Here is a 17198-nt window from a genome sequence, read left to right as displayed (position 1 = left end):
CCCGACACGGGGTATGTCGCCGGGTGCCACTCGGGTGTTACCGGCATCACACGACCATTCGTGATGGACCTCCGGCGTCAGTCGCCGGCGAGCACCCTCTTGCGGAGTTCGCCCTTGACCAGTTTGCCGGTGGGGGTGCGCGGCAGGTCCTCGACGAACTCGATCGACCGCGGCGCCTTGTAGGCGGCGAGGTGATCGGTGGTGTATCCGATCAGTTCCTCGGCGAGCGTCTCCGAGGGGTCCTCGCTCGCGGCGAGCTGTACATAGCCGCGGGCCACCTCACCGAGGTCCTCGTCGGGTATCCCGATCACCGCCACGTCGTACACCGCCGGGTGATTGACCAGGACGTTCTCCGCCTCTTGCGGGTAGATGTTCACCCCGCCGGAAATGATCATGAAGGCCTTGCGGTCCGTCAGGTAGAGGAAGCCGTCCTCATCGAGATAGCCCAGATCACCGGTGGTCGCCCAGAATTCGTGCCGGGGGTGGCGTGCGGCGCGGGTCTTCTCCGGGTCGTTGTGGTACTCGAACGGCACTTGGTCGCGCTCGAAGTAGACCACTCCCACCTCGCCGGTCGGCAGATCGTCACCGTTCTCGTCGCAGATGTGCAGCGTTCCGAGCGCGGCGCGGCCCACCGATCCCGGCCGCTCCAGTGCGTCCTCCGGACCGATCAGCGTGACCCCGGCCGCTTCGGTGGCGGCGTAGTACTCCTGGATCACCGGCCCCCACCACTCGATCATCTTCCGCTTCACCTGTTCCGGGCACGGGGCGGCGGCGTGGATCGCGACCTTCAGGCTGGAGACGTCGTAGGAGGTGCGCACCTCCTCCGGCAGTTTCAGCATCCGGACGAACATCGTCGGTACCCACTGACTGTGCGTGATGTGATGTTCGCCGATCAGCCGCAGCGCCTCCCGCGGCTCGAAGCGGTCCATCAGCACCACGGTGCCACCGAGGGAGTTCACCATGGCGCAATAGCGCAGCGGCGCAGCGTGATACACCGGCGCGGGGGAGAGGTACACGGTGTCGGCACCGAACCCGTAGACCGGCCCGAAGACCGCGCTGACCGTGTCCGGCACCTGGTCCACCTGTCCCTCCGGCAGCGGCGGCCGGATGCCCTTGGGGCGTCCCGTGGTGCCCGACGAGTACAGCATGTCGGTGCCGCGCGGCTGGTCGGTCAGCGGCTCGGGCGAGGCCGCAGCGAGCACGGCGTCGTAGTCGGCGAAACCGGCGACCGGTCCGCCCCAGGCGACGCGGCGCTCCGGGTCTGCGAGGACCTGGTCGGCCTCGGCGACGGCCTGGCCCACCGCGGCGCCGGCGAACACGATCCCCGCACCGCAGTCGGCCAGGATGTAGTTCACCTCGGGGGCGGTCAGGTGGTGGTTCACCACGGTCACGTACATGCCCGAGCGCACCGCGGCCCAGTACACGTCGAAGACCCGCAGATCGTTGTCGGACACCACCGCCACGGTGTCTCCGGGACGCATTCCCAAGGCGCGCAGATGATTCGCGATCCGGGTCGACCGGTCCATCAGCTCCGCGTAGGTGACGCTCTCCCCGGTCGCCGGCCGGATCACGGCGGGCTTGTCCGGGCTGCTGGTGAGATGACTTCCGGGATACAACGGACGGGCTCCTAACCGGGGACGGCATTGCGGCCCACGCTAGTCCGCACCCGGCACCGGTGCATAGGGAACACCGGTGCTCCGAGTCCGGTCCGCGAGGGGGCAGCGCTGTCGCGGACTCGCCCTCAGGCCGGAGCGAGACTGCGGGACTCGGAGCGGTTGTGCAGGCGTCGCGCCAGTGCCGCGGCGACGCGTTCGGGTTCGGCCGCCTGGAAGATCTGCCGCCCGAAGCTCAGCCCGGCCACCCGGGTCTCGGCGATCTCGGTGCCGAGCGAGATCGCGTGATCGTCGTGCGTCGCCGCACCTCCGGCGACGACCACCGGGAGGGGGCAGGTGTCGACCACGGCGTTCATCGACGCCGGATCTCCGGCGTAGTCCAGCTTGACCACGTCGGCCCCCAGATCCGTCGCGATGGCCGCCAGGTGCGAGAGGGTCTGTACGCGCGGGCCTTCGGGGGAGCCGCCGAGTCCGCGGTGATACATCATCGCCAGCAGCGGGACGCCCAGCCGGGAGCATTCGGCGGCCACTGCGCCCAGATCGGCCAACTGCTGCGCCTCGGTCGGGGAGCCGATGTTCACGTGCACGCTCACCGCATCGGCGCCGAGGACCAGACTCTCCTCCACCGAGGCCACGAGCACTTTGCCGGTGGTGTCGACCGAGAGCGCGGTGCCGGCGGACAGGTGCACAACCAGCTGCAGGGACCGCAGGTGGTACGGATCGATGTGCCGGGCCCGGCCCTTGTGCACGACGATCGCATCGGCGCCCGCCCCCGCGAGGACACCGGCGAGCTGATCGGCGTGCGCGTGATGGCCCAGCGGTCCGGTGGTGACCGAGTGGTCCATCGGAACGATGAGGGCGCGACCGGACGGTGCGCCGAACAAGCGGCGCAGCCGCACGCTCTTGCCGTCCAGGGTGGGCGGCCGGGCGCCGAAATCGTGACTCATGTGCGCGGTCCTCCTGCGGGAAACTGAGGGTAGCCTATCCTATAGACATGAGCGGCGACGACGCGACCTTCCCCGTAGGCGACTACTGCGCGCGGGTGGGTCTGATCGCCGCCGATCTCGGCGCCGAGGCTCCGGTCGAACTGGTGCACGCGGTCGCCGGGGCCCAGCACCGGGCGATCCCTTTCGAGAACCTCGACATCCATCGGGGCGACTGCGTCGGCGTCGAACCGGAGCGACTGCTCGCCCGCCTGATCGGAGCGCGGCGCGGTGGGATCTGCTATCAGCTCAACGGTCTTCTGGCGCTGGCCCTGGAGGCATTGGGAGTGCCGGTGCAGCTGTGGGGAGCGCGCGTGGACGCGGGCAGCGGGGCCGGTCCCGGCCGCGCCCTGGGGCACATGGCGGCGGTGGTGCGCGACGGTCCGCAGTCGTGGCGGCTGGTCGACGTGGGCTTCGGGGGCGAGTTCGTCTGGCGGCGGGTGGATCCGGCCGACCCGGAGTCGCTGCGGATCCCGGTGGGGACGGCGAGCTATCTCCTCGACCCGCGGGACCGCCCGCTGTCCGCGTTCGCCGACATGGCGCGCTGGCACAGCAGCTCGCCGCAGTCGCGGTTCACCGGTTCGGTGATCTGCACCCTGCCCACCGCGCGGGGTCGTACGACCCTCACAGGGCGCCCCGGCGCCGAGGGGACACTCGACTACCGGCTGATCCGGCTGCGCGACGGCGTTCGCACCGAGGAACCGGTGACGGCCGCTGCCGCCACCGAGCTGCTGGCCGGCGATTTCGGCATGCCCGGGGCGGTCGCCCCCGCCGTGAGCCGCGTCGTCGATCACGAGAACCGCCAGTCGGTGGGAAACGGGAGCCCGAGGTAGACGTGGCCGAGGGCACGGCGGTCATCGTCGCCGGTCACCAGCCGCTGCAGCCGAGCGCGACGCAGGGGCCAGTCGAAGCCGTCGTCGTCGATGCGGTGCAGCATCGACGTGAGGTTCCAGGAGAACGCCTGCGCCTGCCAGACGCGGTCCAGCGCCGTGTCGGAGTAGGCGTCGAGCAGGTCGTGCCGCCCGCAGGCGTAGAAGCCGCCGAGGGCCTGCGACAACACGCACGCGTCGGAGACGGCGAGGTTGAGTCCCTTCGCCCCGGTGGGCGGAACGGTGTGCGCGGCATCGCCCAGCAGGAACAGCGAGCCGACGCGCATCGGCTCGGAGACCACGCTGCGCAGGGGAGCGATGCTCCGCTCGATGATCTCTCCGGTCTCCAGCTCGGGGGCGTCGTCGGCGCGACCGCGACGCCGGAGCTCGGCCCAGATCCGTTCATCCGGCCAGGCTTCCGGATCGGTGCCCGCGGGCACCTGCAGGTACTGCCGCGACAGGTGCGGCCCCCTCATGCTGTGCACCGCGAGGCCGTCCGGATGCACGCTGTACATGCCCTCGGCGGCCACCGGCGTGCTGTGCGCCAGGATGCCGAGCCACGCGAACGGGTGACTGCGCTCCGCGGTGCGGATGCGGTCGGCGACGGCGGCCCGGCAGGCACCGTGGTAGCCGTCGCAGCCGGCGATGAAATCGGCCACGAGGATGCGCCGGCGCCCGTCGGTGTCGGTGTACGTCACCTCCGGACGGTCACCGTCCAGGCCGGCGACCGCGACGTCGGCGGCACCGAAGCGCACCGGAGTGCCCAGAGCCGCCAGACCGTCGATCAGATCGGCCACCACCTCGGCCTGACCGTAGACCCAGGCATGGCGCCCGGTGTCGGCGTGAAAGTCGAGATGGTGCGTCCTTCCGTCGAAGCGGAGATAGAAACCGTTGTGCCGCAGCGCCTCCCGGTGGAGGCGATCGGCCATGCCGAGTTCGCCGAGGACGTCGACGGTGGTCTGTTCCAGCACTCCGGCCCGCACGCGGGACCGGACGTATGGTTCGTCGCAGCGTTCGAGCACCACCGCGTCGATGCCCTGACGGGCCAGCATGTGCGCCAGACTGAGCCCCGCCGGGCCTGCCCCGATGACGGCGACCTGCGTCCGTTCGGCGGCGATGTCGCTGGTGATGGTGACCACAGTCCTTTCATGGTGTTTGGCGAGGCTAACCTAACGCGCTTACGGTGGTGCCCGTCAACCGGGTCTCCCGGCGCCGTCCGACAGAGCACATCCAGCGCAGAGGAATTCACAGTGACCGAGGTCTACGACGAGTCCGAGTCCATCAGGGCTGTCCCGCACCCGCTCGGCGGCGGAATCGGCGGGCGGGCCCGGCGATGACCGATGAGCTGACGTTCCTCTGGTATCTGAACCCGGCCGACGGGACGGTGCCGTGGCAGCCCGAGCACCGCATCGAGCCCTCCCTGGAGCACCTTCGCCACGTCGCCTCCGAGATCGACCGGTTGGGCTACTACGGAGTGCTGTGCACGGCCCGGGAACCGATCGCGCTGGTGTCGGCGACCCGGTCGCTGCGCTTCCTGGTCCCGGAGTACCCGGGAGTGAAGCCGCCGGCCCTGATGGCCGAGCAGGCCCAGGTCTTCGATCACTACTCCGGCGGCCGTCTGCTGATCAACCAGGTCAACGGCGCCGACCCAGTGCTCGCACGCTACGGGCGTTTCGAGGGCAAGGACGAGCGCTACCGGGTGTCGGCCGAGTACTGGCGGACCGTCCAGGAGATGTACCGCGACTCGGCCTCCGCCGTCGACGGCGAGTACTTCCGCGCCGGACCGCAGTACAAGCCCGACGTTCCGGGCCCGCGTCAGCCGAAGCTGCCGATCTGGGGGACCGGGGCCTCTCCCGCCGGACTCACCCACGCTGCGGAGGTCCTCGACGTCTATCTGAGCTTCCTGGCCCGCCCGGAGGTTCTGGTCCGGACCTTCGATGCGGCGCGCACGGCGGCGGCCGCGGCCGGGCGGGACCTGCCGTGCGGCGTGCTGGGCAGCGTGGTGGTCCGGGACACCGACGAAGAAGCCTGGGAGCACTTCGAATGGCAACTGGCGCAGACCGATCCGGCCGAGATGGCGCGCCTGGCCGACCGCAATCTGCGATCGTTCGGTTTCCCCGGACTCGACGAGATCACCGACGACGACCCCCAGGTGCAGGCGCGCATCGACGCGTTGCGGGCCGGCCGGATCCCGCGACGCGCCGAACTCGAGTTCGCCCCGGGACTCGCCGCCGGGCTCACCACCTGGACCTCCGGCGAGCCCCCGTTCGACATCGCAGGCAAGGGGTCCGGCAACTACCTGGTGGGCAGCCCGGCCACCGTCGCCGAGAACATCGACCGGCTGTCGCACCGCCTCGGAGCGCAGTACTGGATCCTGTCGGGCTGGCCGCTGGCCGCCGAAGCCCGTCGCTTCGCCGAGCAGGTGGTGCCGCTGCTGTCCCGGGAACTCGCCGTCCGCTGATCGGCAGGCGCGCCCGGCCCGACGGCCGGGCGCGGCGACGGCCTCCTCAGCGTTCTTCGCAGAACTCGGTGATCGGCAGCCCCACGTGCCGCGCCTCGGTCGGTACGTAGCCGAGTAGGACGTCACCGGGCTTCAGTTCGGTCACGTTGTTCACGCTGCCGCCGGGCCCCAGCAGCCGGACGTGCCAGTCGTCCTGGGCGATCACGTTGATCTCGTCGCCCTCGGCCGAGCGCGCCGTGATGGAGATCAGCGGGCGGCGCTCGATCTTGACGCGGCCGATCCGCACCTCCCGCACCGAACCGTCACTGCGCACGGCGAGGATCGGCTGCCCGGCACGCAGTTCACTGACGTACCGGGTGCGGTTCCCCGGGGTCAGGACGTAGGAGTGCACGGCACCGGCGTTCCAGCGGAACGGGCGGGTGGGCATGTAGGGCAGCGGATGGGTCTCGCTGCACGACAGGAACATTCCGCTCGCGAAGGAACCGATCAGGCAGCCCTCGTCCAGCTCCAGCAGCGAGCAGGTGTCGATGCAGGCGCGCTCGCCCATGCCGATGTGCTCGACCGACGAGACGGTCAGCTCGGAGAGTTCCATGGCGGGTTCACTGGACTGCAGCACCGCCACCAGTGCGACGACGTCGTCGGCGTGACGGGGCGCGAGCAGCAGACCGTCCGAGCCGTGCTCCAGGACCAGCTTCACGATCTCGGCGTCGGTGATGTCGTCGACGACCGTCACCGTCTTGCCGCCGGAGTTCTCGGCGGCGGCGATGACGATCTCCAGGGGGATCTTGGTGGGATCGGTGAAGGTCAGCAGGGTCCACGGGACCTCGCGCACCAGTTGGCAGGCACGGGTCAGGGTGGCCGCATCGCTGACCACCACGTGCACGCCCTCGGCGCGGGCGCCCCCCGTGTCGGAGTCGGGGACGATCACCAGATCGGCCCCGTCTTCCGCGCTCGAGTCGCCCTTGCTCTTGCGCTTGCCGGCGGGCATCAGCACGCGGCGCACCGTCGGCGGCAGCGTTGCGAGGAGTTCGGCGTCGTCGCTCACGATGCCGTCCAGGCCGTAGTTCAGCGCCGCGGCGACCACGGCCTCTCGTTCACGCCCGGTGAGCGAGCGGACGTCGACCCAGGCGAAGTGCCGGCCGTCCCGTTCGGTTCCGGCGACCGGTGCCAGGGGGGTGACGCTGTCGGTCACGTGTACCGGCGACGCCTCCGCCCCGGCCCCGGTGGTGTCGGCGTTCTGCACCTCGGTGGTCATCTGTCTCCTCGTCGTCGCGGGCCGTGGTCCCGGCTGCGAGCCGGGGAACAAGACCAGCTTAGGGTAGGCTCACCATCACTCCAAGAGTGCAGGTGAGACCATAGCCCGAGGCACGAGATCCGCCTCGCTGCCGGATCCGCCCGCCGTCCGGGGACTACCGGTCGGCGACGCGGACCGAATCCTCCACCAGATCGAGGACCGCGTGCAGATCATCTGTCGACTGTCCCGTCGCCAGCCGGCTGATCAGCCCGTCGAGCACGACGTCGAGGTACGTGACGAGCACCTCGGTGTCCACGTCCTTCCGGAGACTGCCGTCCTCGCGTTTGCGCTCCAGGCGAGCGAGGGTGACCGCCTCCAGATCGGCGGTGTGCGACGCCCAGGCCTCGGCGAAAGCCGGATCGCTCCGGATCTTCCGGACGATCTCGAGCCGGGTGCCGAGCCAGTCGAAGTCCTTCGGGCGGGCGAGCATGTCCCGCATCACCTGGACCAGACCTTCTTGTGCGGCGACGTCGGCCATCCGTTCGGCATCCTCGCGGGCGAGGGCCAGAAACAGTGCTTCCTTGTCCCGGAAGTGGTGGAAGATCGCACCGCGGGACATGCCCGTGGCCTCTTCCAGCCTCTTCACCGTGGCGCCGTCGTAGCCGTGTTCGGCGAAACAGTGCCGCGCGCCGTCGAGAATCTCCCGACGACGCGCGGCAAGCCGGTCATCGCTGACCCGTGGCACTGTGATCAGCTCTTGATCATGTTCCGCAGGACGTACTGCAGGATGCCGCCGTTGCGGTAGTAGTCGGCCTCACCGGGGGTGTCGATCCGGACCACCGCGTCGAAGCTGACCTCGCGGCCGTCCTCCTTGGTGGCGGTGACCTTCACGGTCTTCGGGGTGACGCCCTCGTTGAGCTGCTCCAGGCCCTCGATGTCGAAGACCTCGGTGCCGTCCAGGCCCAGGGTCCGGGACGACTCGCCGTCCGGGAACTGCAGCGGAACCACGCCCATACCGATCAGGTTGGAGCGGTGGATGCGCTCGAAGGACTCGGTGATGACGGCCTTGACGCCGAGCAGGACCGTGCCCTTGGCCGCCCAGTCGCGCGAGGAGCCCGAACCGTACTCCTTGCCACCCAGCACCACCAGCGGGATGCCCGCTTCCTGGTAGTTCTGCGAGGCGTCGTAGATGAACGACTGCGGGCCGCCCTCCTGGGTGAAGTCGCGGGTGTAACCGCCGGACACGCCGTCGAGCAGCTGGTTCTGCAGACGGATGTTGGCGAAGGTTCCGCGGATCATCACCTCGTGGTTGCCACGACGGCTGCCCAGCGAGTTGTAGTCCTTGCGGGCCACCCCGTGGGAGTCGAGGTACTGCGCGGCCGGGGTGCCCGGCTTGATCGGGCCGGCCGGGCTGATGTGGTCGGTGGTGACCGAGTCACCCAGCAGCGCCAGGACGCGGGCGCCCTTGATATCGCTCACCGGCTCCGGATCCATCGTCATGCCGTCGAAGTACGGCGCCTTGCGGACGTAGGTCGAGTTCTCGTCCCACGCGAAGGTGTCGCCGTCCGGGGTGTCCAGACCCTGCCAGCGCTCGTCGCCCTTGAAGACGTCGGCGTAGGAGTTGCGGAACATCTCCTGGTTGATCGCACCCTTGATGGTGTCGTCGATCTCCTGGGCCGACGGCCAGATGTCGCGCAGGAAGACGTCGTTGCCGTCGGTGTCCTGCCCGAGGGCCTCGGTCTCGAAGTCGAAGTCCATCGTGCCGGCCAGGGCGTAGGCGATCACCAGCGGCGGGGACGCCAGGTAGTTCATCTTCACGTCCGGGCTGATGCGGCCCTCGAAGTTCCGGTTGCCCGACAGCACGGCGGTGACGGTGAGGTCGTTGTCGTTGACCGCGGCGCTGATCTCGTCCGGCAGCGGGCCGGTGTTGCCGATGCAGGTGGTGCAGCCGTAACCGCCCAGGTAGAAGCCGAGCTTCTCCAGGTACGGCCACAGGCCGGCCTTCTCGTAGTAGTCCGAGACCACCTGCGAACCGGGAGCCATGTTGGTCTTGACCCACGGCTTGCTGGTCAGGCCCTTGTCGACGGCGTTGCGGGCCAGCAGGCCGGCGCCGATCATGACCGACGGGTTCGAGGTGTTGGTGCAGGAGGTGATGCCGGCGACGGCGACCGCACCGTGGTCGAGCACGAAGGACTGGCCGTCGGACGTGACCGAGACCGGCTGGCTCGGACGACCCTCGGCGCCGTTGGCGGCCGACGCGACCACCGAATCCTCCTCGGCGAAGGAGAGCTTCGCCTCGTCGGGGGAGACGGCGACCGGATCGGAAGCCGGGAAGCTCTCGTCCAGGCCCTCGTCCAGGCCGTTCTGCGGCGCCGGGTGGTTCTCGTCGACGTAGTTGTGGATGTCCTTGCGGAAGGCGACCTTCGACTCGGACAGCAGGATGCGGTCCTGGGGGCGCTTGGGCCCGGCGATCGACGGGACCACGGTGCCCAGGTCGAGCTCCAGGTACTCCGAGTAGGTGGGCTCGGCGTCGGTGTCGTGCCACATGCCCTGTTCCTTGGCATAGGCCTCGACGAGGGCGAGTTCCTCATCGGTGCGACCGGTCAGGCGCAGGTAGTTGATGGTCTCGCCGTCGATCGGGAAGATCGCACAGGTCGAACCGAACTCCGGGCTCATGTTGCCCAGGGTGGCGCGGTTGGCCAGCGGCACCTCGGCCACACCGTCGCCGTAGAACTCGACGAACTTTCCGACGACGCCGTGCTGGCGGAGGATGTCGGTCACGGTCAGCACCACGTCGGTGGCGGTGACGCCGGGCTGGATCTCACCGGTCAGCTTGAAGCCGACCACGCGCGGGATCAGCATGGACACCGGCTGGCCGAGCATGGCGGCCTCGGCCTCGATACCGCCGACGCCCCAGCCGAGGACACCCAGGCCGTTCTCCATCGTGGTGTGCGAGTCGGTGCCGACACAGGTGTCCGGGTAGGCCTGGCCGTTGCGGGTCATCACCACGCGCGCCAGGTACTCGATGTTCACCTGGTGGACGATGCCGGTGCCCGGGGGGACCACCTTGAAGTCGTCGAAGGCGCCCTGGCCCCAGCGCAGGAACTGGTAGCGCTCACCGTTGCGCTGGTACTCCAGCTCCACGTTGCGCTCGAAGGCGTCGGCGCGGCCGAAGACGTCCAGGATCACCGAGTGGTCGATCACCATCTCGGCGGGGGACAGCGGGTTGACCTTGTTCGGGTCGCCGCCGAGGGCGGTGACGGCCTCACGCATGGTGGCCAGGTCGACCACGCAGGGCACACCGGTGAAGTCCTGCATCAGGACGCGCCCCGGGGTGAACTGGATCTCGACGCTCGGCTGGGCGTCGGCGTCCCAGTGCGCGAGAGCGTTGATGTGATCGGCGGTGACGTTCGCGCCGTCTTCGGTGCGCAGCAGGTTCTCGGCGAGAACCTTCAGCGCGTAGGGCAGCTTCTCGGTGCCGGGGACGGCCGAGAGGCGGAAGATCTCGTACGAGTTGTCGCCCACCTCCAGGGTGCCGCGGGCGCCAAACGAATCTTTGCTCAACGTGTGCTCCACTCTCATCGTGCGGTGATCACCGACGGGCTGCGTCGGCGGTTGGTCAGCCGAGCAGTCGCTAGCGGGCTGAAGGCTCTGGCGACTGCTGCCCCCTCATCATAGCAGTACGCGCGTACTGGTTGGGCGGTATGGGCCCACGTGCGCCGCGTCACGCGGAAGCGCTCGCCGCCGCTGCCGTAAGGTGAGCGCGGTTCACCTCAGCGATCTCAGGAGCACTCCATGACCCCGGGTCCGGCCACCTTCACGCTTGCGAAGCCCGCCGACACCACTGCGCAGTGGTCCGATCTGGACATTCCTGCGATCGTCGCCCAGCTGCGGGCGACCGGCGTCTACGCGCCGGCCGAGCAGCGGCCCGAGCTGGAGACGGTGGTCGCCGGCGCCGACGCCGACGGCCACGACCTGCACGTGGTGGTCCTCGACGACGCCTACGCGCCGTTCACCGTCTACCGCGACATCGCCACCGAACTGCAGTCGCAAGTCGGCGGCACCGTCCTGGTGATGGGACCGTCGGGCCGGGGAACAGCGTCCAGCGAGTTCACGCGCGTCCAGCTGGAGGACGGCACCAGCGGTGTCACCGCCGGCGCCACGCCCGCGGTGGCGGCCCAGCAGATCTACGACGGCGCCAGCGCCCCCTCGATGGACTGGACCGTCGTCACCATCGTGCTGGTGATCGCAGTGGTGCTCTGCGCGGTGGGCACTCGGCTGATGACGCTGCGGCGACGCCGCTCGACGGCGGCTGCCGACTCGGGCGAGGCAGCCGGGACGACCGGCTCCGCCGGGGCCGCCGGTGCCGACGAGGCCCCGACCGTCCCACCGGCCCCCTGAGTGCCGCACACCGCAGTTCCACACACCGCGGTTCCACGCCGCGCGGGGCGCGTTTCGTGCCGCCCGGGACCCCGAATCCACTGAGCCGAGCGACCGTTACCGAACTGTGACGGCGTCGGACATCTCCGCTTTCCGCTGTTCAGTGCATTTCCGCAGGTAATCACGCCTATGTAATTCAGTTTCCTGGCTTTTCTGGTGTGTCTGGTGTGACATACGGTGCTGTAGACACATTTGAGTTACCAGGGGATAGACGGGCCAGTGAGACAGGTGCGTCACGGGTGCTCAATGCGCACAGCTAGGGAGTACGTCGGTTGAAGCGAGCAACGAAGAACGCACGCCAGGCGATGCGAGGCGGGGCCTTCGGCGCCCTGGTCCTCGTCGGTGTCCTGAGCGCGGGAACCGCGGCCGCTGACCCGGCCAAACAGACCTCACCGGTCGCCGCCCTGGTCAACGACATCGCCACGGTCGATCAGAACCTGGCGGACCTGGGCGCGGCGGTGGCCGTCAAGCAGGAGGACGTCAACAAGGCGCTGGTGGACTTCCAGAACGCCTTCGCCGCGCAGCAGGTCGCGGCCTCGGCCGACAACGCCGCACAGGCCGCACTGCGCAAGACCAAGAAGCAGGTCGCCGCGGCACAGCGCGAATTCGACGACTTCATGCGCGCGGTCAACCGGCAGGGCAACAACCGGCTGGGCTCGATGAGCAACTACGTGTCGTCGTCGGACCCGGACAAGGTCCTCGAGCAGATCACCAGCGTCGAGCAACTCGCCCGCCAGCAGCGCGCCACCATCCGCCAGCTGCAGCACGTGCGCAATCAGCAGGCCAACCGGGTGGCTGCCACCTCGGCCACCCGCCGGCAAGCCACGGCCGCCGCGCAGGGTGCCGACAACCGGCGCGCCCAGGCGGTCTCCGCGGTCGAGACCGCCCGCAAGGCGATGACCGATCAGCGGTCCAAGCGCTCGCAGCTGCTGAACCAGCGCGCCGCCCTGACCCAGAAGCTCGACAAGCTCCGCGGCTCCAAGAGCGAGACCTCCGGACCCGCCGAACTCGGCTCGCTCCTGAAGGATCTGCCGACCACTCCCACCGAAGGCGATCCGGGCGCGGAGGCCGCCGCGATGGTCGCCAAGCTGGCCGTGGAGACCGGCACCCAGCTGCTGGCCGGCCTGCTCGGCGAGCAGCAGATCCCGCAGTCCGAACTGCTCAACGAGCTCGGCATCGGCGGCAGCGCCCCGCTGGGCACCGGCCCCGACAGCACGCTGTCGCGACTGGGCACCGGATCACTCGGCGCACTGTTCGGCGGCGGCACCGGCGGAGGCGGGCTGGCACGACCCGGCCTGCGCGGACCTCAAGCCGTCGAACTGGTGGTCAACCGCGCCAAGTCGCAGTTGGGTGTGCCCTACGCCTGGGGCGGCGGCGACGCGAACGGCCCCACGCTAGGTATCCGCGACGGCGGCGTGGCCGACAGCCACGGCGACTACAACAAGGTCGGCTTCGACTGCTCGGGCCTGATGATCTACGCCTTCGCCGGCATCGGCATCGATCTTCCGCACTACACCGGCTACCAGTACACGTCCGGCCCGCAGTTCCCGCTGGACCAGATGCAGCGCGGCGACATGATCTTCTACGGTGCCAATGCGAGCGCACACGTCGCGATGTACCTGGGTGACGGCACCATGATCGAAGCGCCGCAGTCCGGTGACGTGGTCAAGATCTCCCCGGTGCGCACCGACGGCGCCATGCCCTCCGTGGTGCGTCTCACCTGAGCCGGCCTTCGGCCGGTAGAGTCGGTCCAAGCACGATCGACGCGGAGCCGCGGCTCCACCCGCCACACGAGGAGTCACCGGTTTGAGTTCACCCGCCGCTGAGAACACGCTCACCCCCGAGGACGTTGCACTCCTCGAACGGGCGATGTACGAAGTCAAGCGCGTCATCGTGGGTCAGGACGAGTTGGTCGAGCGGATCCTGGTGGGTCTGCTCTCCCGCGGCCACATCTTGCTCGAAGGTGTGCCGGGCGTCGCCAAGACGCTCGCCGTGGAGACCTTCGCGACCGTGATCGGCGGCGACTTCTCCCGCGTGCAGTTCACCCCCGACCTGGTCCCGACCGACCTGATCGGCACCCGCATCTACCGCCAGGGCCGCGAGGAGTTCGACACCGAGCTGGGCCCGGTGGTCACCAACTTCCTGCTCGCCGACGAGATCAACCGCGCCCCGGCCAAGGTGCAGTCGGCGCTGCTGGAGGTGATGGCCGAGCGGCACGTCTCGATCGGCGGCGTCACCTACCCGATGCCCGACCCGTTCCTGGTGATGGCGACCCAGAACCCGATCGAGAACGAGGGCGTCTACCCGCTGCCCGAAGCGCAGCGCGACCGCTTCCTGTTCAAGGTCCTCGTCGACTACCCGTCGGTGGAGGAGGAGCGCGAGATCGTCTACCGGATGGGCATCGAGCCGCCCACGGCCTCGCAGATCCTCGATCCGGCCACCACCATCCGCCTGCAGAGGGTCGCGGCCAACGTCTTCGTCCACCACGCGCTCGTCGACTACGTGGTGCGCGTGATCAACGCCACCCGCCGGCCCGGCGACCTCGGTCTCACCGACGTCGCGACCTGGCTGTCGTACGGCGCTTCGCCCCGCGCGACCCTCGGTATCGTGGCCGCCGCCCGCGCCCTCGCGGTGATCCGCGGCCGCGACTACGTGGTCCCGCAGGACATCGTGGAGCTGATCCCGGACGTGCTGCGTCACCGCCTTGTCCTCAGCTACGACGCCCTGGCCGATGAGGTGACCCCCGACCAGATCATCACCCGCATCCTGCAGACCGTGGGCCTGCCGCAGGTGAGCGCCGCACCGCAGGAGGCACCGATCCAGCAGGCACCGGCCCAGCAGGCGCCGGTTCAGCAGGCACCTGCCGCCGCGCAGCCGGAGGGTCATGTCGCCCAGTAGCGACCTGCCGGCCCTGCGTGGCGGTCGGCTCGACGATCCGCAGCTGACCGCGGCGCTGACCAGCCTGGAACTGACGGTGCGCCGCAAGCTCGACGGCGTGCTGCAGGGCGCCCACCTCGGTCTGATCCCCGGTCCCGGATCCGAGCCCGGCGAGGCCCGCCCGTATCAGCCCGGCGACGACATCCGCCGGATGGAGTGGTCGGTGACCGCGCGCACCACGCAGCCGCACGTGCGGCAGATGATCGCCGATCGCGAGCTCGAGACCTGGTTCGTGATGGATGCTTCGGCCAGCCTGGACTTCGGCTCGGGGGAGCACACCAAACGCGACCTGGCGGTGGCCGCAGCCGCCGCGATCGTCCATCTGACCGCCGGCGGCGGCAATCGTCACGGAGCAGTGGTCGTCACCGGTGATTCGATCACCCGCATTCCGGCCCGCGCCGGCCGGGCGCACGCGCGATCCCTGCTCAAGACGCTCGCCACCACCCACCGCAGCACCCCGGGGGTGCGCGGCGACCTGAACGCCGGCTTGGAGGCCCTGCGCCGCCCGCAGCGGCGCCGCGGCCTCGCCGTGGTGATCAGCGACTTCTTGGGACCGCTGGACTGGACCCGGTCCCTGCGGGCCATCGGCGCCCATCACGAACTCCTCGGCATCGAGGTCCTGGACCCGCTCGACATCGCGCTGCCGCCCGTCGGCCCGGTGACCCTGGCCGACGCCGAGTCCGGCGAGGTGGTGGACGTGGACGTCACCCCGCGCCTGCGCGCCGACTTCGCCGCTGCCGCGCAGGCACATCGCGCCGAGGTGCAGGCGGCCTTCCGCGGCTGCGGCGGGGCGGTGCTCACCCTGCAGACCGACCGCGACTGGATCGCCGACACCGTCCGGTTCGTCGGCCGGCGCCGCCGTGCGGCGGGGGTGCGCTGATGCATCGCTGGTTCGCCCACCCGTGGTGGCTGTTCGCCATTCTGCTGGTCGTGGCAGTGGTCGCCGCCTATGTGATCGAGATGCGCCGCCGCAAGGCGCGCGCGCTGCGGTTCGCCAACCTCGACGTGCTGCGCTCGGTGACCCCGGGCGCCCGGGATCGCTTCCGCCACGTGCCGTTCGCCGTCCTGGCCATCGGTCTGCTGCTGCTGACCGTCGCGATGGCCGGACCGATGGCCGAGCGCGACGTCCCGCGCAACCGGGCCACCGTGATGCTGGTGGTCGACGTCTCCAATTCGATGAAGGCCACCGACGTGGCGCCGTCGCGGCTGGAAGCCGCCCAGGCCGCGGGCAAGCGTTTCGCCGACGAACTGACCGCCGGGATCAACCTGGGTCTGGTGTCGTTCGCCGGCACCGCGTCCACCCTCGTCTCGCCGACGCCCGACCACAACGCCACCAAGAACGCGCTCGGCAAGCTGAAACTGGCCGACAAGACCGCGACCGGCGAAGGAATCTTCGCCGCCCTGGATCAGATCCAGACGCTCAATTCGGCGCTCGGCGGCGACGATCACGCTCCGCCCGCGCACGTCGTGCTCCTCTCCGACGGCAAGCAGACGGTGCCCGAGAGTCCCGACGCCGACCGCGGCGGATTCACCGCGGCCCGCAAGGCCAAGGAGGAGGGCATCCCGGTCTCCACCATCTCCTTCGGCACCCTGCACGGCACCGTGGAACTCGAGGGCCCCAACGGTCAGGTCGAGCGCGTGCCGGTGCCCGTCGACGACGAGTCGCTGCGGCAGATCGCGAACCTCTCCGGCGGAAACTTCTACACCGCGTCGTCGCTGGACGAGCTGAACAAGGTGTATTCGACGCTGCGCGAACAGATCGGCACCGAGCGGCAGCGGGGTGACAACTCGCGCCCGTGGCTGATCGCCGGAACGCTGCTGGCGATCGCCGGAACCCTCGGCGCCCTGTTCCTCAACCGGCGCCTTCCGTGAGATAGGTTGAACAACCATGGCAGACAGTGAAAACTCCACGTCCTCCTTCACCCCGCGCTCGGTCCTCGTCACCGGCGGCAACCGGGGAATCGGCCTCGCCGTCGCGCAGCGGCTGGCGGCCGACGGCCACAAGGTGGCCGTCACCCACCGCGGTTCCGGTGCCCCGGACGGCCTGTTCGGCGTCCAGTGCGACGTCACCGACGACGAATCGGTGACGCGCGCCTTCGCCGAGGTCGCCGAGCACCAGGGCCCGGTCGAGGTGGTCGTCGCCAATGCCGGCATCACCGAGGACACCCTCATCATGCGGATGAGCGTGGAGAGCTTCGAGAACGTCATCGACGCCAACCTGGTCGGTGCCTTCCGGGTCACCAAGGCCGCCACCCGCGACATGCTGAAGAAGCGCTGGGGCCGGTTCATCTACCTGGGTTCGGTCGTGGCGCTGATGGGCACGCCGGGGCAGGCCAACTATGCGGCCTCCAAGGCCGGCGTCATCGGGCTGGCGCGGTCGGTGACCCGCGAGCTCGGCGGCCGCAACATCACCGCCAACGTGATCGCGCCGGGCCTGATCGACACCGACATGACTCGCGGGCTGCCCGAGGAGTACACCAAGACCGCGGTCGACCAGGCCATCCCGGCCAAGCGCATGGGCCAGCCCGAGGAGGTCGCCGGCGTCGCCAGCTTCCTGGTCTCGGACGACTCGGCCTACGTGACCGGCAACGTCATCAACGTCGACGGCGGCCTCGGCATGGGGCACTGACCTCCTGCCGACGCGCGACCGACACCGAACCC

Annotated in this window: 14 protein-coding genes; 8 read left to right on the top strand and 6 right to left on the bottom strand. The window is 69.7% G+C overall.

The genetic code is table 11. The features are described 5' to 3' along the window. Positions 1-77: 77 nt before the first annotated feature. Entirely contained in the window at positions 78-1616 is a 1539-nt protein-coding gene (locus tag ABD732_RS17670) for an acyl-CoA synthetase (protein ID WP_344785940.1), read from the bottom strand. Between the two features lie 125 nt (positions 1617-1741). Beyond that, complete coding sequence (locus tag ABD732_RS17665; protein ID WP_344785938.1) at positions 1742-2560, bottom strand: 2-amino-3,7-dideoxy-D-threo-hept-6-ulosonate synthase; 819 nt, start codon at positions 2558-2560, stop codon at positions 1742-1744. Between the two features lie 47 nt (positions 2561-2607). Here ABD732_RS17665 and ABD732_RS17660 point away from each other — a divergent pair, with 47 nt between their 5' ends. After that, complete coding sequence (locus ABD732_RS17660) at positions 2608-3429, top strand: arylamine N-acetyltransferase family protein (RefSeq protein WP_344785936.1); 822 nt, start codon at positions 2608-2610, stop codon at positions 3427-3429. Here the strand turns inward: ABD732_RS17660 and ABD732_RS17655 are convergent. After that, positions 3387-4604, bottom strand: a complete 1218-nt coding sequence (locus tag ABD732_RS17655; protein WP_344785934.1) for a 4-hydroxybenzoate 3-monooxygenase — start codon at positions 4602-4604, stop codon at positions 3387-3389. The genes ABD732_RS17660 and ABD732_RS17655 overlap by 43 nt on opposite strands. Positions 4605-4798: 194 nt before the next feature. On the opposite strand from ABD732_RS17655, the gene ABD732_RS17650 reads away from it, so the two are divergent. After that, positions 4799-5926, top strand: coding sequence for an LLM class flavin-dependent oxidoreductase (locus tag ABD732_RS17650; protein ID WP_344785932.1), 1128 nt, complete (start codon positions 4799-4801; stop codon positions 5924-5926). Between the two features lie 46 nt (positions 5927-5972). Here the strand turns inward: ABD732_RS17650 and ABD732_RS17645 are convergent, their stop codons facing one another. The 3 genes from ABD732_RS17645 to ABD732_RS17635 all read right to left on the bottom strand — a co-directional run bounded on the left by ABD732_RS17645 (position 5973) and on the right by ABD732_RS17635 (position 10742). Beyond that, positions 5973-7181 carry a 3-dehydroquinate synthase II family protein gene (locus ABD732_RS17645; protein ID WP_344785930.1) on the bottom strand — a complete coding sequence of 403 codons (1209 nt, stop codon included), beginning with the start codon at positions 7179-7181 and terminating at the stop codon, positions 5973-5975. A 154-nt stretch (positions 7182-7335) separates the two neighbouring features. After that, positions 7336-7905: a TetR/AcrR family transcriptional regulator gene (locus tag ABD732_RS17640; protein ID WP_344785928.1), complete on the bottom strand. Its 570-nt coding sequence runs from the start codon at positions 7903-7905 to the stop codon at positions 7336-7338. Positions 7906-7910: 5 nt separating this feature from the next. Next, the gene (locus tag ABD732_RS17635; protein ID WP_344785926.1) at positions 7911-10742 is read right to left on the bottom strand and encodes an aconitate hydratase; all 2832 of its coding nucleotides are present in this window, start codon (positions 10740-10742) and stop codon (positions 7911-7913) included. A gap of 213 nt (positions 10743-10955) precedes the next feature. On the opposite strand from ABD732_RS17635, the gene ABD732_RS17630 reads away from it, so the two are divergent. The 6 genes from ABD732_RS17630 to fabG1 all read left to right on the top strand — a co-directional run bounded on the left by ABD732_RS17630 (position 10956) and on the right by fabG1 (position 17166). Then, complete coding sequence (locus ABD732_RS17630; RefSeq protein WP_344785924.1) at positions 10956-11561, top strand: Rv1476 family membrane protein; 606 nt, start codon at positions 10956-10958, stop codon at positions 11559-11561. A gap of 311 nt (positions 11562-11872) precedes the next feature. Beyond that, positions 11873-13324, top strand: a complete 1452-nt coding sequence (locus ABD732_RS17625) for an NlpC/P60 family protein (RefSeq protein ID WP_344785922.1) — start codon at positions 11873-11875, stop codon at positions 13322-13324. Positions 13325-13406: 82 nt separating this feature from the next. Beyond that, entirely contained in the window at positions 13407-14498 is a 1092-nt protein-coding gene (locus ABD732_RS17620; RefSeq protein ID WP_344785920.1) for an AAA family ATPase, read from the top strand. Continuing rightward, positions 14485-15417: a DUF58 domain-containing protein gene (locus ABD732_RS17615; protein ID WP_344785918.1), complete on the top strand. Its 933-nt coding sequence runs from the start codon at positions 14485-14487 to the stop codon at positions 15415-15417. Before ABD732_RS17620 ends, ABD732_RS17615 begins: the two co-directional genes overlap by 14 nt. Then, positions 15417-16409, top strand: a complete 993-nt coding sequence (locus ABD732_RS17610; protein ID WP_344785916.1) for a VWA domain-containing protein — start codon at positions 15417-15419, stop codon at positions 16407-16409. The genes ABD732_RS17615 and ABD732_RS17610 overlap by 1 nt, the downstream gene beginning before the upstream one ends. Positions 16410-16425: 16 nt before the next feature. Next, positions 16426-17166 carry a 3-oxoacyl-ACP reductase FabG1 gene (fabG1, locus tag ABD732_RS17605; protein ID WP_344785914.1) on the top strand — a complete coding sequence of 247 codons (741 nt, stop codon included), beginning with the start codon at positions 16426-16428 and terminating at the stop codon, positions 17164-17166. Positions 17167-17198 lie beyond the last annotated feature (32 nt).

The organism is Gordonia caeni, assembly GCF_039537105.1.
Lineage (GTDB): Bacteria > Actinomycetota > Actinomycetes > Mycobacteriales > Mycobacteriaceae > Gordonia > Gordonia caeni.
This window is presented reverse-complemented; position numbering and strand designations above follow the sequence as displayed.

Coding starts and splice junctions, on each gene's coding strand:
- ABD732_RS17630 (WP_344785924.1), top strand. CDS start 10,956: ATGACCCCGGGTCCGGCCACCTTCACGCTTGCGAAGCCCGCCGACACC.
- fabG1 (WP_344785914.1), top strand. CDS start 16,426: ATGGCAGACAGTGAAAACTCCACGTCCTCCTTCACCCCGCGCTCGGTC.
- ABD732_RS17615 (WP_344785918.1), top strand. CDS start 14,485: ATGTCGCCCAGTAGCGACCTGCCGGCCCTGCGTGGCGGTCGGCTCGAC.
- ABD732_RS17610 (WP_344785916.1), top strand. CDS start 15,417: ATGCATCGCTGGTTCGCCCACCCGTGGTGGCTGTTCGCCATTCTGCTG.
- ABD732_RS17665 (WP_344785938.1), bottom strand. CDS start 2,560: ATGAGTCACGATTTCGGCGCCCGGCCGCCCACCCTGGACGGCAAGAGC.
- ABD732_RS17635 (WP_344785926.1), bottom strand. CDS start 10,742: ATGAGAGTGGAGCACACGTTGAGCAAAGATTCGTTTGGCGCCCGCGGC.
- ABD732_RS17660 (WP_344785936.1), top strand. CDS start 2,608: ATGAGCGGCGACGACGCGACCTTCCCCGTAGGCGACTACTGCGCGCGG.
- ABD732_RS17650 (WP_344785932.1), top strand. CDS start 4,799: ATGACCGATGAGCTGACGTTCCTCTGGTATCTGAACCCGGCCGACGGG.
- ABD732_RS17645 (WP_344785930.1), bottom strand. CDS start 7,181: ATGACCACCGAGGTGCAGAACGCCGACACCACCGGGGCCGGGGCGGAG.